The sequence below is a fragment of the Brevundimonas lenta genome (genome assembly GCF_014196335.1).
GTDB classification, from domain to species: domain Bacteria; phylum Pseudomonadota; class Alphaproteobacteria; order Caulobacterales; family Caulobacteraceae; genus Brevundimonas; species Brevundimonas lenta.
Map to the genome: position 1 here is coordinate 325,744 of NZ_JACIDM010000002.1, position 13,200 is coordinate 338,943.

14 protein-coding genes and 1 pseudogene are annotated in these 13,200 nt (G+C 66.9%); 14 read left to right on the forward strand and 1 reads right to left on the reverse strand.

Annotated elements, in window-relative coordinates; genetic code table 11:
- Positions 1 to 34: 34 nt before the first annotated feature.
- The 7 genes and pseudogenes from lipA to GGR12_RS09105 all read left to right on the forward strand — a co-directional run.
- Positions 35 to 1,009, forward strand: a pseudogene (gene lipA, locus GGR12_RS09075) (lipoyl synthase); the annotation flags it as partial.
- The gene (locus tag GGR12_RS09080; RefSeq protein ID WP_183204097.1) at positions 1,006 to 1,332 is read left to right on the forward strand and encodes a hypothetical protein; all 327 of its coding nucleotides are present in this window, start codon (positions 1,006 to 1,008) and stop codon (positions 1,330 to 1,332) included. The pseudogene lipA and the gene GGR12_RS09080, both read left to right, overlap by 4 nt.
- Before the next feature lie 12 nt (positions 1,333 to 1,344).
- A complete protein-coding gene (locus GGR12_RS09085; RefSeq protein WP_183204098.1) occupies positions 1,345 to 1,800 on the forward strand; it encodes a type II toxin-antitoxin system RatA family toxin in 456 nt (151 codons plus the stop codon).
- Entirely contained in the window at positions 1,797 to 2,909 is a 1,113-nt protein-coding gene (locus GGR12_RS09090; protein WP_183204099.1) for an FAD-dependent oxidoreductase, read from the forward strand. Before GGR12_RS09085 ends, GGR12_RS09090 begins: the two co-directional genes overlap by 4 nt.
- On the forward strand, positions 2,902 to 3,432 hold the full coding sequence (locus GGR12_RS09095) for a GNAT family N-acetyltransferase (RefSeq protein WP_183204100.1): 531 nt from the start codon (positions 2,902 to 2,904) through the stop codon (positions 3,430 to 3,432). Before GGR12_RS09090 ends, GGR12_RS09095 begins: the two co-directional genes overlap by 8 nt.
- A gap of 131 nt (positions 3,433 to 3,563) precedes the next feature.
- A complete protein-coding gene (rpmF, locus tag GGR12_RS09100; RefSeq protein WP_183204101.1) occupies positions 3,564 to 3,746 on the forward strand; it encodes a 50S ribosomal protein L32 in 183 nt (60 codons plus the stop codon).
- 132 nt (positions 3,747 to 3,878) lie between these two features.
- A complete protein-coding gene (locus GGR12_RS09105) occupies positions 3,879 to 4,487 on the forward strand; it encodes a hypothetical protein (protein WP_183204102.1) in 609 nt (202 codons plus the stop codon).
- A 6-nt stretch (positions 4,488 to 4,493) separates the two neighbouring features.
- On the opposite strand, the gene GGR12_RS09110 is transcribed toward GGR12_RS09105, so the two are convergent.
- Positions 4,494 to 4,907, reverse strand: a complete 414-nt coding sequence (locus tag GGR12_RS09110) for a VOC family protein (RefSeq protein WP_183204103.1) — start codon at positions 4,905 to 4,907, stop codon at positions 4,494 to 4,496.
- A 114-nt stretch (positions 4,908 to 5,021) separates the two neighbouring features.
- Here GGR12_RS09110 and eno point away from each other — a divergent pair, with 114 nt between their 5' ends.
- From eno to lpdA, 7 genes are all read left to right on the forward strand, one after another.
- Positions 5,022 to 6,299 (forward strand): phosphopyruvate hydratase, encoded by a 1,278-nt coding sequence (gene eno, locus GGR12_RS09115; protein ID WP_183204104.1) that lies wholly within the window; start codon positions 5,022 to 5,024, stop codon positions 6,297 to 6,299.
- 179 nt (positions 6,300 to 6,478) lie between these two features.
- On the forward strand, positions 6,479 to 6,796 hold the full coding sequence (locus GGR12_RS09120; RefSeq protein ID WP_183204866.1) for an FtsB family cell division protein: 318 nt from the start codon (positions 6,479 to 6,481) through the stop codon (positions 6,794 to 6,796).
- A 113-nt stretch (positions 6,797 to 6,909) separates the two neighbouring features.
- Positions 6,910 to 7,935 (forward strand): pyruvate dehydrogenase (acetyl-transferring) E1 component subunit alpha, encoded by a 1,026-nt coding sequence (gene pdhA, locus GGR12_RS09125; RefSeq protein WP_183204105.1) that lies wholly within the window; start codon positions 6,910 to 6,912, stop codon positions 7,933 to 7,935.
- Between the two features lie 2 nt (positions 7,936 to 7,937).
- Positions 7,938 to 9,314: a pyruvate dehydrogenase complex E1 component subunit beta gene (locus tag GGR12_RS09130; protein ID WP_183204106.1), complete on the forward strand. Its 1,377-nt coding sequence runs from the start codon at positions 7,938 to 7,940 to the stop codon at positions 9,312 to 9,314.
- Complete coding sequence (locus GGR12_RS09135; RefSeq protein ID WP_183204107.1) at positions 9,311 to 10,591, forward strand: pyruvate dehydrogenase complex dihydrolipoamide acetyltransferase; 1,281 nt, start codon at positions 9,311 to 9,313, stop codon at positions 10,589 to 10,591. The genes GGR12_RS09130 and GGR12_RS09135 overlap by 4 nt, the downstream gene beginning before the upstream one ends.
- Before the next feature lie 238 nt (positions 10,592 to 10,829).
- A complete protein-coding gene (locus GGR12_RS09140) occupies positions 10,830 to 11,687 on the forward strand; it encodes a DUF3667 domain-containing protein (RefSeq protein ID WP_183204108.1) in 858 nt (285 codons plus the stop codon).
- Between the two features lie 94 nt (positions 11,688 to 11,781).
- The gene (gene lpdA / locus GGR12_RS09145) at positions 11,782 to 13,185 is read left to right on the forward strand and encodes a dihydrolipoyl dehydrogenase (RefSeq protein ID WP_183204109.1); all 1,404 of its coding nucleotides are present in this window, start codon (positions 11,782 to 11,784) and stop codon (positions 13,183 to 13,185) included.
- Positions 13,186 to 13,200 lie beyond the last annotated feature (15 nt).

Genomic DNA, 13,200 nt, shown 5'->3' on the forward strand with positions numbered 1-13,200 from the left:
GGAAAGACGACATACCCGGTTCCAGACGCCGGAGCCCGAGCCTGCCTTGGTCACGTTGATCGACACGCTGAAGAAGACGCCGGCCGAGCTGCGTCACCCTGAAAAGCAGAACCGCCCGGACTCCGTGGTGCTGAAAAAGCCCGACTGGCTGCGCGTGAAAGCGCCCGGCTCGGGCCAGTACAATGCGACGAAGGCGATCGTGAAGGAGAAGGGTCTCCACACGGTCTGCGAAGAGGCGGCCTGCCCGAACATCGGCGAGTGCTGGAGCCAGAAGCACGCCACCCTGATGATCATGGGCGACACCTGCACGCGGGCCTGCGCCTTCTGCAATGTGAAGACCGGCATGCCGGACCCGCTGGATCCGGAAGAGCCCGCCAAGGTCGGCCTGGCCGTCCAGCAGATGGGCCTGAATCACGTCGTCATCACTTCGGTGGACCGCGATGACGTGTCGGACGGCGGCGCGGCGCACTTCGCCGAGGTCGTGCGCCAGATCCGCATCCAGGCGCCAGACACCACGATCGAGATTCTGACGCCCGACTTCCTGCGCAAGGACGGCGCGGCCGAGGTGATGATCGACGCCACCCCGGACGTCTTCAACCACAACCTCGAGACCGTTCCGCGCCTGTATCTGAAGATCCGGCCCGGCGCCCGCTACTTCCACTCGCTGCGCCTGCTGCAGATGGTCAAGGAGCGCGACCCCAACCAGTTCACCAAGTCCGGCATCATGGTCGGCCTGGGCGAGACCAAGGAAGAGGTCATGCAGGTGATGGACGACATGCGGTCCGCCGGCGTCGACTTCATCACCATCGGCCAGTACCTGCAGCCGACCCGCAAGCACGCGGCCATCGAGCGCTTCGTCACCCCGGAAGAGTTCAAGGCCTATGAGGCGATCGCCCGGGCCAAGGGCTTCCTGATGGTGTCGTCGTCGCCGCTGACGCGCAGTTCGCACCACGCCGGCGAGGACTTCGCCCGGCTGAAGGCGGCCCGCGAAGCCCAGAACCGCCGGTGACCGGCGCGCCCGACCGTTCCAACGGTCGGAGCGTGTTGCGGGGACTGTTGTTCGTCGCCGGCCTGGTGCTGGCGGTGTTGAACGCGGTGATGCTTTTCATCTTCGCGACGCTGAACAGCCAGCCGGCGCATTCGGTGACGGGGCCTGCAACGGGATCGGGCGCTGCGCCGTTCTATGTCGCCCTGGCCGTTCTGGTGGTCCTGGCGGTGGTTTCGGTCGTGGCGTGGTTCAGAGGGCGGCGGACGCTTGCGGCCACGCTGGCTGCGGTACAGTTCATTCCGATCCTGCTGATTCTGTTATGGATCGCTTCCCAGACCCTCTGAGGCTCAGTCCGTTTGGCCGTCCATCGCGTCACGAAAATCCTGCCCTATCAGCCGGATCAGCTCGCCGAGCTGGTTGCGGACGTGAAGTCCTATCCGGAGTTCGTGCCCTGGGTGACGGGCATGCGGACCTGGAACCTGCGCGAGGAACGCCCCGGCATCTGCGTCGAGGACGCCGAGGCGTCGGTCGGCTTCTCGTTCCTGAAGGAGCGGTTCTCGACCTGGGTGCGGCATGACCGGAATGTTCCGAAGGTCGAGGTCGGCCTGCTGCGCGGGCCGTTCCATCACCTGAAGAACCGTTGGGAGTTCTTCCCCGATCCGGCGGGGACGCGGATCGAGTTCATGATCGACTTCGCCTTCCGCTCGCGGCTGCTGGACGGAATGCTGCAGGCCAATTTCGACCGGGCGGTCGGCAAGCTGATGGCCTGTTTCGAGGCCCGGGCCGCAAAGCTGTACGGCCCGCAGGCGTGACCTTCGACTTCGACGCGACGGTCGTGGGCGCCGGCGCGGTCGGCCTGGCCTGCGGTCGCGCGCTGTCGAAGCGGGGCCTGTCGGTGCTGGTGCTCGAGAAGGAGCCGCACATCGGCCAGGGCGTGTCGTCGCGCAACAGCGAGGTCATCCACGCCGGCCTCTACTATCCGACCGGGTCGCTGAAGGCGCGGCTGTGCGTCGAGGGACGCCGGCTGCTGTATCCTTTTCTGGATAGCCACAAGGTCGACTACCGCAAATGCGGCAAGCTGGTCGTGGCGACGAACGAGGCCGAGGTCCCGCGGATCGAGGCGATCTTCGATCAGTCCGTGGCCAACGGCGTCGAGGGTCTGGAGCATCTGACCGGCGCCCAGGCGCGGGCGCTGGAGCCTGGGCTGAACGCCCATGGGGCGATCCTGTCGCCGGAGAGCGGCCTGTTCGCCAGTCACGATTACATGCTGGCCCTGCAGGGCGAGATCGAGGATGCGGGCGGGTCGGTCGTGGTCTCGACGCCGTTCGAGCGCGCCGAGGCGCTGCCGGGCGGCGGGTGGAGCATCGTGGCGGGCGGAGAGGGGGGAGCGACACTGACCAGCCGTCTGCTGGTCACCGCGCCGGGTCTGGGCGCCCAGGATGTCGCCGGACGGATCGAGGGCTATCCGGCCGACCGGATCCCGGTCGGGCATCTGGGCAAGGGGATTTATTTCAGGCTGACCGGCCCGGCGCCGTTCGAGCGGCTGGTCTATCCGCCGCCGATCCCGGGCGCGCTGGGCACCCACTATCGCAAGGACCTGGGCGGGCAGGGCGTGTTCGGTCCGGACCTGAGCTATGTCGAGACCGAGGACTATTCGGTCGATCCGGCCAAGGCGGCGGAGTTCGAAGGCTACATCCGGCGCTTCTGGCCCGGGTTGCCCGAGGGGCGTTTGACGCCGGACTACGCGGGCATCCGGCCGAAGCTGCACGGGCCGGGCGAGGCGCAGCCGGACTTCCAGATTCGCGGACGCGAGGATCACGGTTTCGACGGCCTTGTCGCCCTGTTCGGAATCGAGAGCCCCGGCCTGACCAGCTCCCTTGCCATCGGCGAGGCGGTCGCCGACATGCTGGCGCATGACTGAGCTGACGATACGCGACGCCGCGACGACTGACATTCCAGCCCTGCACGGCCTGATCGAGAGCGCCTACCGGGGCGAGGCCTCGCGCGCGGGCTGGACGACCGAAGCGGACCTGCTGGGCGGCCAGCGCACCGATCCCGACGGTCTGGCGGATATCCTGGCCGATCCGAAGCAGTTGCTGCTGACGGCGTGGCGCGGCGACGACCTCGTCGGCTGCGTGCTGATCGCGGACCGAGGAGAGGGTGTCGGCTATTTCGGCATGCTGTCGGTCAGTCCGACCCTGCAAGGCGGCGGTCTGGGGCGGCGGTTGGTCGAGGCGGCGCACGCGACCCTGGCGGAGCGATTCGGCGCGCGCCGGGTGCGGATATCGGTCTTCCCGCAGCGCGACACCCTCATCGCCTGGTACGAGCGGCTGGGCTATGCGGGGACCGGCGAAACCCTGCCTTTCCCGTACGACGACCCCAGATTCGGCCTGCCGCTGCGGGACGATCTGCACTTCATCGTCATGGAGTGCGCCCTGGACTGAAGACAGGGCAGAACCTGCCTTGAAATCGTCCACGGGTTCATGCATAAGCCCGCGCTCGCTGGCGGCTCGTTCGGGCCGCCGCTCTTGTATTCGCGCCTTTACCGGCGCCCGACCAGAAGATTGAGACGGAAATGGCCGTTCCGAAGCGCAAAGTATCGCCCTCGCGTCGCAACATGCGCCGCGCCCACGACTCGCTGGGCACCAACGCCTACGTTGAGGACAAGGACACGGGCGAGCTGAAGCGCCCGCACCACATCGACCTGAAGACCGGCACCTATCGCGGCCGCCAGGTTCTGACACCCAAGGAAGAGTAGTCTTCTGAATCCGTCATTCCGGCCCACGTAGCTTGAAGCGCGTAGGCCGGGCCGGAACGATTTAACGGCGCGCGGTTCTCCGCGCGCCGTTTTCGTGCGTTGTTCTCCGGTTACAACCTTCCGGAGAGACTGATGATGCGCCTGATCGCCCTCGGTTCCGCAGCCCTGCTGGGGCTGGCCGCCTGCAGCCAGCCATTGCCGGAGGAGCCTGCGTCGGCCCCGGCGCCGGGGCCGGCGACGCCTTCCCAACCGACCGGCGATCCCGTTTCCGCGGGCGACAAGCTGACCGCGCAGGGATTCGGCCCGCTGCGCATCGGCATGACGCGGGCGGAGGTCGAGGCCGCGCTGGGCCCGGATGCGAATCCGAACGCCGTCGGCGGGCCCGATCCCGAGGCCTGCGACATGTTCCGGCCGAATCGCGCGCCCGAAGGCATGCTGGTGATGCTGGAGAACGGCGTGCTGACCAGCGTGTGGGTCAGCCGCAACGCCGCCGTCGAGACCGACCGGGCGCTGAATGTCGGCGACACGGCCGCCGAAGTGAAGCGGGTCTACGGCGCGTCCGCCGAAGCCACGCCGCACAAGTATGTCGACGCCCCGGCCGAATACATCACGGTCTGGACGGGCAGCGACCACACCAGCGCGGCGGCGCGGGGGCTGAAGTACGAGATCGGCACGGACGGCAAGGTGAGTTCGATCGCCGCCGGGGGTCCGTCGATCCAGTACGTCGAAGGCTGCGCCTGACCGGCGTCAGCCTTCCGGCATCTCGAACGTCAGGGTGACGGCGTCGGCCGAACGCTCGGCGGGGCCGTGATAGACGGCCTCGATGTTGTTGCCGTCCGGATCGAAGGCGAAGGCGGCGTAGTAGCCGGGGTGGTACTTCCTGCGCTCCCCCGGCGCGCCGTTGTCGCGCCCGCCGTTGCGTAGGGCGGCGGCATGAAATTGCTGGACCGTCTCTTCGTCGGGGGCCTGGAAGGCGAGGTGGATACGGCTTTCCGGTTCGCCGGCGTCGATCCAGAATTCGTCGGCCCAGAGGTGGGTTTCCTCCTCGTGCCAGGGAATGCCGAGGGCCTCGAACACGCCCTTGTAGAAGGCCTTGCTGGCCGCGAGGTCGCGGGCGCGCAGGTGGACATGGTCGATGAGACGGCCGCGTTTCAGTTCCATGGGAGACTCCTTCGGGCGAGGAACGCACAGACCACACGCGCGGGTTCCTTGCCGTGGCGGTGCGGCGCGGGCTAAACGCGGCGTCAGATCGCCTCGCACAACCAGAGTCTTCCCATGACCGACATCGCCGAAATCGTCGCCCGCCAGATCCTCGACAGCCGCGGCAATCCGACGGTCGAGGTCGATGTCGTACTGGAAGACGGCAGCTTCGGCCGCGCCGCCGTGCCCTCGGGCGCCTCGACCGGCGCGCACGAAGCCGTCGAACTGCGCGACGGCGACAAGGACGTCTGGGGCGGCAAGGGCGTCCAGAAGGCCGTCGACAACGTCAACGGCGAGATCTTCGACGCCCTGTCCGGCATGGACGCCGAGGACCAGCGTCGCATCGACGAGGCCCTGATCGGCCTCGACGGCACGCCCAACAAGGGCCGCCTGGGCGCCAACGCCATCCTCGGCGTGTCGCTGGCCTGCGCCAAGGCGAGCGCTGTCAGCTCGAACCTGCCGCTGTACCGCTATCTGGGCGGCGTCTCGGCCCGCGTGCTGCCGACCCCGATGATGAACATCATCAACGGCGGCGCCCACGCCGACAATCCGATCGACATCCAGGAGTTCATGATCCTGCCGACCGGCGCCGAGACCTTCACGGACGGCCTGCGTATGGGCGCGGAGATCTTCCACTCCCTGAAGAAGGCGCTGAAGGACGCCGGCCATAACACCAACGTCGGCGACGAGGGCGGCTTCGCCCCGAACCTGCTGTCGGCCGAGGCCGCGCTGGAGTTCATCACGAAGGCGGGCCAGGCGGCCGGCTATCTGGCGGGCGAGGACTTCCACCTGGGCCTCGACGTCGCCGCGACCGAGTTCTTCAAGGACGGCAAGTACGTCATGGCGGGGGAGGGCAAGACCTTCGACGCCGACGGCATGGTCGGCTACCTGGCCGATCTGTGCGAGCGCTTCCCGATCGTGTCGATCGAGGACGGCTGCGCCGAGGACGACTTTGACGGCTGGCGTCTGCTGACCGAGCGCCTGGGCGACCGCGTCCAGATCGTCGGCGACGACCTGTTCGTGACCAATCCGGCCCGTCTGGCCGCCGGCATCGGCGAAGGCCTGGCCAACTCGATCCTGATCAAGGTCAACCAGATCGGCACGCTTTCCGAGACCCTGGATGCGGTCGATATGGCCCATCGCGCCGGCTACACCGCCGTCATGAGCCACCGTTCGGGCGAAACCGAAGATTCGATCATCGCCGACCTGGCCGTGGCGACCAACTGCGGACAGATCAAGACGGGCTCCCTGGCGCGCTCGGATCGCACGGCCAAGTACAACCAGCTGCTGCGCATCGAGGAGATGCTGGGCGACCAGGGCATGTATTTCGGCGACGGCATGCTGCTGAAATAGGCGGCTTCGGCCGCGACTGCGGCCTGAGCAGGATTGGCGGCTGCGACTTTGCAGTGGTTGCAGTCGCCGCTTTGCGGTCTTGGCAGTTACGGCCAAGCTACGGTTCGTTAGGCATTTTCGGTCAGACTCGATCAATCACGAGTCTACGCTCAGAAGGAGCGTCCGAAGTGCCCGATCGGATGAAGCCCTACATACCGTCCGCAGTCCTGCTGCTGCTGATCGCCTACCTGGGCGTTCAGGCCCTGACGGGCGAGCGCGGGCTGCTGAGCGGCGGGGCGCGGGACGCGATGCTGGAGCGCCGCGAGTCCCAGCTGGCCGATATTCTTGAAGAGCGTCAGGACCTTGAGGTTCGTGTCCGCTACCTGCGCACGGACAGTTTGTCGCGCGATCTGCTGGAAGAACGAGCCCGTGCGGTGCTTGGGTTCGCCGATCCGCGCGACTATGTGATCCGCGTCTCGCATCCGACCGAAGAGGCCCGCGCTCCGCGCAGGTCGTGAACTTTAGTTACAGCTTCACCGGGTCGCTTTGCGTTTCAGGAACGAAGGCTGCTAAAGCCCCTTTCCGTAACGACAAGAGGCCCCGTTGGCGGGGTCCAGCCGGGAGATGACGGATGGCGAAAGCCCCCGCCGCCAAAGCCGATTCCAGGCAGGCGAAGATTCCAAACACGCCCCAGGCCTCGAAAGAGGACCTGCTGCGCTTCTACCGTGAGATGGTTCTGATCCGTCGCTTCGAGGAGCGCGCGGGCCAGCTGTACGGCATGGGCCTGATCGGCGGCTTCTGCCACCTGTACATCGGTCAGGAGGCCGTGGCGGTCGGCGTTCAGGAGAGCGTCAAACAGGGCCACGACAAGATCATCACGGGCTACCGCGACCACGGCCACATGCTGGCCGCGGGCATGGATCCCAAGGAAGTGATGGCCGAGCTGACCGGCCGCATCGGCGGTTCGTCGAAGGGCAAGGGCGGCTCGATGCACATGTTCGACGTGCCGACCGGCTTCTACGGCGGTCACGGGATCGTGGGGGCGCAGGTGGCGCTCGGCACCGGCCTGGCCTTCGCCGGCCACTACCGCGGCGATGACTCGGTCGCGTTCGTCTATTTCGGCGACGGCGCCTCGAACCAGGGTCAGGTCTACGAGAGCTTCAACATGGCCCAGCTGTGGAAGCTGCCGGCCATCTACATCATCGAGAACAACCAGTACGCCATGGGCACGAGCATCGAGCGCTCGTCGTCCACGACCGAGCTCTACATGCGCGGCGCCAGCTTCGGCATCCCGGGCGAGCAGGTCGACGGCATGGATGTGCTGGCGGTCCGCGACGCCACGGCCCGCGCCGTGAAGCGCGCCCGTGAAGGCGGCGGCCCCTTCATCCTCGAGGTGAAGACCTATCGTTACCGCGGCCACTCGATGTCCGACCCGGCCAAGTACCGGAGCAAGGAAGAGGTCGACGAGGTCAAGAAGACCCGCGATCCGATCGAGCACGTGAAGATGCTGCTCGAACAGGCGAAGGCCACTGAGGACGAACTCAAGGCCATCGACAACGAGATCAAGGCGATCGTCGCCGAAGCCGTGCAATTCGCTCAAGAGAGCCCGGAGCCGGATCCGTCCGAGCTCTACACTGACGTCTACGTGGAGGCCTGATCGTGACCGACATTCTGATGCCGGCGCTGTCGCCCACCATGGAAGAGGGCACGCTGACCAAGTGGCACATCAAGGCCGGGGACGTCGTTTCCGCCGGCCAGGTGATCGCCGAGATCGAGACCGACAAGGCCACGATGGAAGTCGAGGCCGTCGACGAGGGCGAGGTGCTTGAAATCCTCGTTCCGGAAGGTTCGGAGAACGTGAAGGTCAACACGCCGATCGCCCGTCTGGCGGGCGAGGACGGCGCGGCCGCCCCGGCGCCGAAGGCCGATGCGCCGAAGGCCGACGCTCCGCTGCCCATCGCGACGTCCGGTTCGGGCGAGACCGAAGAGAAGACGGACGACACCGCGGTCGGACCGAAGGTCCAGCTGCGCGATCCGGAAATCCCGGCCGACGCCAAACTGGTCAAGACGACCATCCGCGACGCCCTGCGCGACGCGATGGCCGAAGAGATGCGCCGGGATGACCGCGTGTTCCTGATCGGCGAGGAAGTCGCCCAGTACCAGGGCGCCTACAAGGTCAGCCGCGAACTGCTGCAGGAGTTCGGCGACAAGCGCGTCGTCGACACCCCGATCACCGAGCACGGCTTCGCCGGCCTGGGCGTCGGCGCCGCCATGGCGGGCCTGAAGCCGATCGTCGAGTTCATGACGTGGAACTTCGGCATGCAGGCCATCGACCACATCATCAACTCGGCGGCCAAGACGCTGTACATGTCGGGCGGCCAGATCCGGGCGCCCATCGTGTTCCGCGGTCCGAACGGCGCCGCGTCGCGCGTGGCGGCCCAGCACAGCCAGGACTACTCGGCCTGGTACGCCCAGGTCCCGGGCCTGAAGGTCATCGCGCCCTATGATGCGGCCGACGCCAAGGGCCTGCTGAAGGCGGCCATCCGCGATCCGAACCCGGTCGTCTTCCTCGAGCACGAGATGATGTACGGCCTCGAGTTCGACGTGCCGGACGTCGAGGACTACGTCGTGCCGATCGGCAAGGCCAAGGTTCGCCGCGAGGGCACGGACGTCACCATCACGGCGCACAGCCGGATGGTCGGCTTCGCCCTGCAGGCCGCCGAAAAGCTGGCCGAGGAAGGCATCTCCTGCGAGGTCGTCGACCTGCGGACCCTGCGTCCGCTGGACCACGAGACGATCGTCGAGAGCGTCAAGAAGACCAACCGTCTGGTCTCGGCCGAAGAAGGCTGGGGTCCGATGGGCGTCGGCGCCGAGGTTGTGGCCCGCGTGATCGAGCACGCCTTCGACTATCTGGACGCCCCGCCGCTGCGGGTGCACCAGGAAGACGTGCCGCTGCCCTACGCGGCCAACCTGGAAGTGCTGTCGCTGCCGGGCGCGGACAAGATCATCAAGGCTGTGAAGCAGGTGATAGCATGACGGACATCCTGATGCCGGCGCTGTCGCCGACGATGGAAGAGGGCGTGCTGGCCAAATGGCACGTCAAGGTCGGCGACACGGTCAAGGCCGGCGACGTGATCGCCGAGATCGAAACCGACAAGGCCACGATGGAAGTCGAGGCCGTCGACGAGGGCGAGATCACCGACATCCTCGTGCCCGAGGGCTCGGAAGGCGTGAAGGTCAACACGCCTATCGCCCGTCTGAAGGACGAGGGCGGCGCGGCCGCTCCGGCGCCGAAGGCGGACGCTCCGAAGGCTGAAGCCGCAAAGGCTGAACCGGTGAAGGCTGAGGCCGCTCCGGCGAAGGCCGAGGCGCCGAAGAGCGCTCCGGCGCCCGTCAGCGCGGACGGCGGACGTCTGTTCGCCTCGCCGCTGGCGCGCCGTCTGGCCGCCCAGGCCGGCGTCGATCTGAAGTCGGTCAAGGGCACCGGCCCGCACGGCCGCATCGTCAAACGCGACGTCGAGGGCGCGCCGAAGGGCGGCGCCAAGCCGGCCGCCGGGGCTGCTGCTGCAGCAGGCATCGCCTCGCGTCCGGTGCAGTCGCTGGCCCAGATGGGCATTCCGGACGGCACCTACGACCTGATCCCGCTGGACGGCATGAAGAAGGCCATCGCCCGGCGCATGGTCGACTCGATCCAGCAGGTGCCGCACTTCCCGCTGTTCATCGACGTCGAGATCGACGCCCTGCTGGCGGCGCGCGCCAAGGTCAATGCGCTGCTCGAGAAGTCGGGTGTGAAGGTCTCGGTCAACGACTTCGTCATCAAGGCCGCCGCCATGGCCCTGAAGGCCGTGCCGGAAGCCAACGCCAGCTACACGCCGGAGGGCATCGCCATGCACCACAACGCCGACGTGGCGATGGCGGTGGCGATCGACGGCGGTCTGATCACGCCGATCATCCGCAAGGCCGAGCTGAAGTCGCTGTCGCAGATCGCGACGGAATCCAAGGATCTCGCCAAACGCGCCCGCGACCGCAAGCTGAAGCCGGAAGAGTTCCAGGGCGGCACCTTCTCGGTGTCCAACCTGGGCATGTTCGGCATCAAGTCGTTCTCGTCGATCATCAACGAGCCCCAGGGCGCGATCATGAGCGTCGGGGCAGGGGAGCAGCGTCCGGTCGTGAAGAACGGCCAGCTGGCGATCGCCACCGTCATGACGGTGACGATGACCTGCGATCACCGCGTGGTCGACGGCGCGACGGGAGCCCGCTTCCTGCAGGCCTTCAAGCCGCTGATCGAAGATCCGGTGACGATGCTGGCCTAGTCATAGGCCGACGGCTCAGCTTGAAGCCGTCTTCCGGGCGCTGGCATAACCGGGGTTCCTCGCGGAGGAACCCTTGGTCGATGCGGCGCCCGAACCCGGCCTGCCTTCGTCCCCGCCTCCGCGGCGCGGCATGCGGCGTGCGCGCCCCGTGCGGGGCGAGGCGTTGGGAAACTGCCGGACCTGCGGCGCGAAACTGCACGGGCGGTATTGTCACGACTGCGGTCACGACAGCCTGCCGATGGCGCGCAAGCTCAAGGACCTCGGCGTCGAGGTCATAGACTCCGTCTTCTCCTACTCGTCCGCCGTCCCGCGAACGGCCTGGACGCTGATCCATGAGCCGGGGGCGGTGCCGGACGCCCAGAGGGCAGGGGACAAGACCCGCTTTCTGCCGCCGGTCCGGCTGTATCTGACGGCGTCCCTGCTGTTCTTCCTGTTCCTCGGACTTTCCGGGATTCAGCTGGTGCAGGTGGAGTTCGTGAGGACCGGCACGCCCTGGGTCCGCAGCACCTCGACGCAATGGCAGGGCGGCGGGTTTCGCTTCCAGTTCGTCGCTCTTGAACGCCGTCTGGAGCAGCCACCCGATCCCGCAATTCTTGCAGCGTTTGACGCGGCGTCCAGGCAACAGTCCGGCGCGGATGAGTTTGATCGGGCTGTCATGGGGGTGATGCGCGACACGGCCAAAGACCCTTCAGTCCTGAACAGAAGCCTCAACAACTGGGTCTCCAGGGCGTTGTGGCTGATGATGCCGCTCTATGCGCTGCTGCTGTGGCCCCTGTTCGCGAAGGGGCGATTGCTCAGCGAGCATTTGATCTTCGCCCTGTTCGCGCACAGCATAATGTTCCTCATGCTCACGCTCGGGGCGCTGTGGAACCTGCTGGGGGTCGGGTACGGGTTCATTCTGGCTCTTATCGGGTATCAGATCTGGCTGACCCGAAGCCTGAAGGCCTACTACGGCTCGCGCTGGTCGGACGCCGTCGCCAAGGGATGGATCCACTCGGTGACCTATGTGGTCTTCCTGTGGGGCCCGCTGCTTTTCACCTTCTTCCTGTTCGAGGTCGGGCAGCACACCTCCGCGGCCTTCTGGGGTCTCGAGTAGCCCGGAGGGCCCGGTCACAAACCCTTACGGGCGGGTTTCGGCGGCGGCCGCATGGCGCTAGAAGCGCTCATCAACTCGTGCGGGAGCCCAGTCTATGGCCGAATTCGACCTCATCGTGATCGGCTCCGGCCCGGGCGGTTATGTCGCCGCGATCCGCGCGAGCCAACTGGGTCTGAAGACGGCCATCGTCGAGCGCGAGAACCTGGGCGGCATCTGCCTGAACTGGGGCTGTATCCCGACCAAGGCGCTGCTCAAGTCCGGCGAGAAGTACGAAAGCCTGTCGCACCTGAAGGAGTACGGCCTGTCGGCGGACAAGGTCGGCTTCGACTTCGACGCCATCATCCAGCGCTCGCGCGGCGTCGCGGCGACGATGAACAAGGGCGTCGCCTTCCTGATGAAGAAGAACAAGATCGAGGTGATCGAGGGCGCGGCGAAGCTGGAGAAGGGGGCTGGGGCCCCGAAGGTGGTCATCGCCCTGAAGGCCGGCGGCAGCCGGACGGTCGAGGCGAAGAACGTCATGCTGGCGGTAGGCGCACGGGCGCGGGCGCTGCCGCAGATCGGCCTCGAGGCCGACGGCGACAAGATCTGGGCCTACCGCGAGGCTCTGGCGCCGAAGAAGCTACCGAAGACCTTCGTGGTCATCGGCTCAGGGGCGATCGGTCTCGAATTCGCCAGCTTCTACCGTGCTTTGGGTGCTGAAGTTACTGTTGTGGAAGCGGTCGACCGGATCATGCCGGTCGAGGACGCCGAGGTCTCCAAGACCGCCCAGCGCGCGTTCGAGAAGCGCGGCATCAAATTCCGCGTCGGCGCCAAGGTGACGAAGGTCTCGAAGACCGCGTCGGGCGTGTCGGTGGCGGTCGAGGTCGGCGGCAAGGCCGAGACCCTGGAGGCCGAGGTCTGCATCTCGGCGGTCGGCATCACCGCCAACACCGACGGCATCGGTCTGGAGGCGCTGGGCGTCAACATGGACCGCGGCCATATCACCATCGACAGCCACTGCCAGACCAATGTGAAGGGCCTGTTCGCCATCGGCGACTGCGCCGGCGCGCCCTGGCTGGCGCACAAGGCCAGCCACGAAGGCATTCACGCCGCCGAGTTCATCGCCGGCCACAAGGGTCCGCATGTCGACAGCCCGATCGCCGGCTGCACCTATACCCAGCCGCAGGTCGCTTCGGTCGGCCTGACCGAACAGGCGGCGAAGGAGTCCGGTCGCGAGGTGAAGATCGGCCGCTTCCCGTTCAAGGTGAACGGCAAGGCCGTGGCCGCCGGCGAGACCGAGGGTTTCGTGAAGGTGCTGTTCGACGCGAAGTCGGGCGCCCTGGTCGGCGCCCATATGATCGGCCACGAGGTCACCGAGATGATCCAGGGCTACGTCACCGCCATCACCATGGAGGCGACGGAAGAGGACATGCACGGCATCGTCTATCCGCACCCGACGATGTCCGAAGCGATGCACGAGGCCTCGCTGGACGCCTACGGACGCGTTCTGCACATCTGAGGTTCCTGAGGCGCG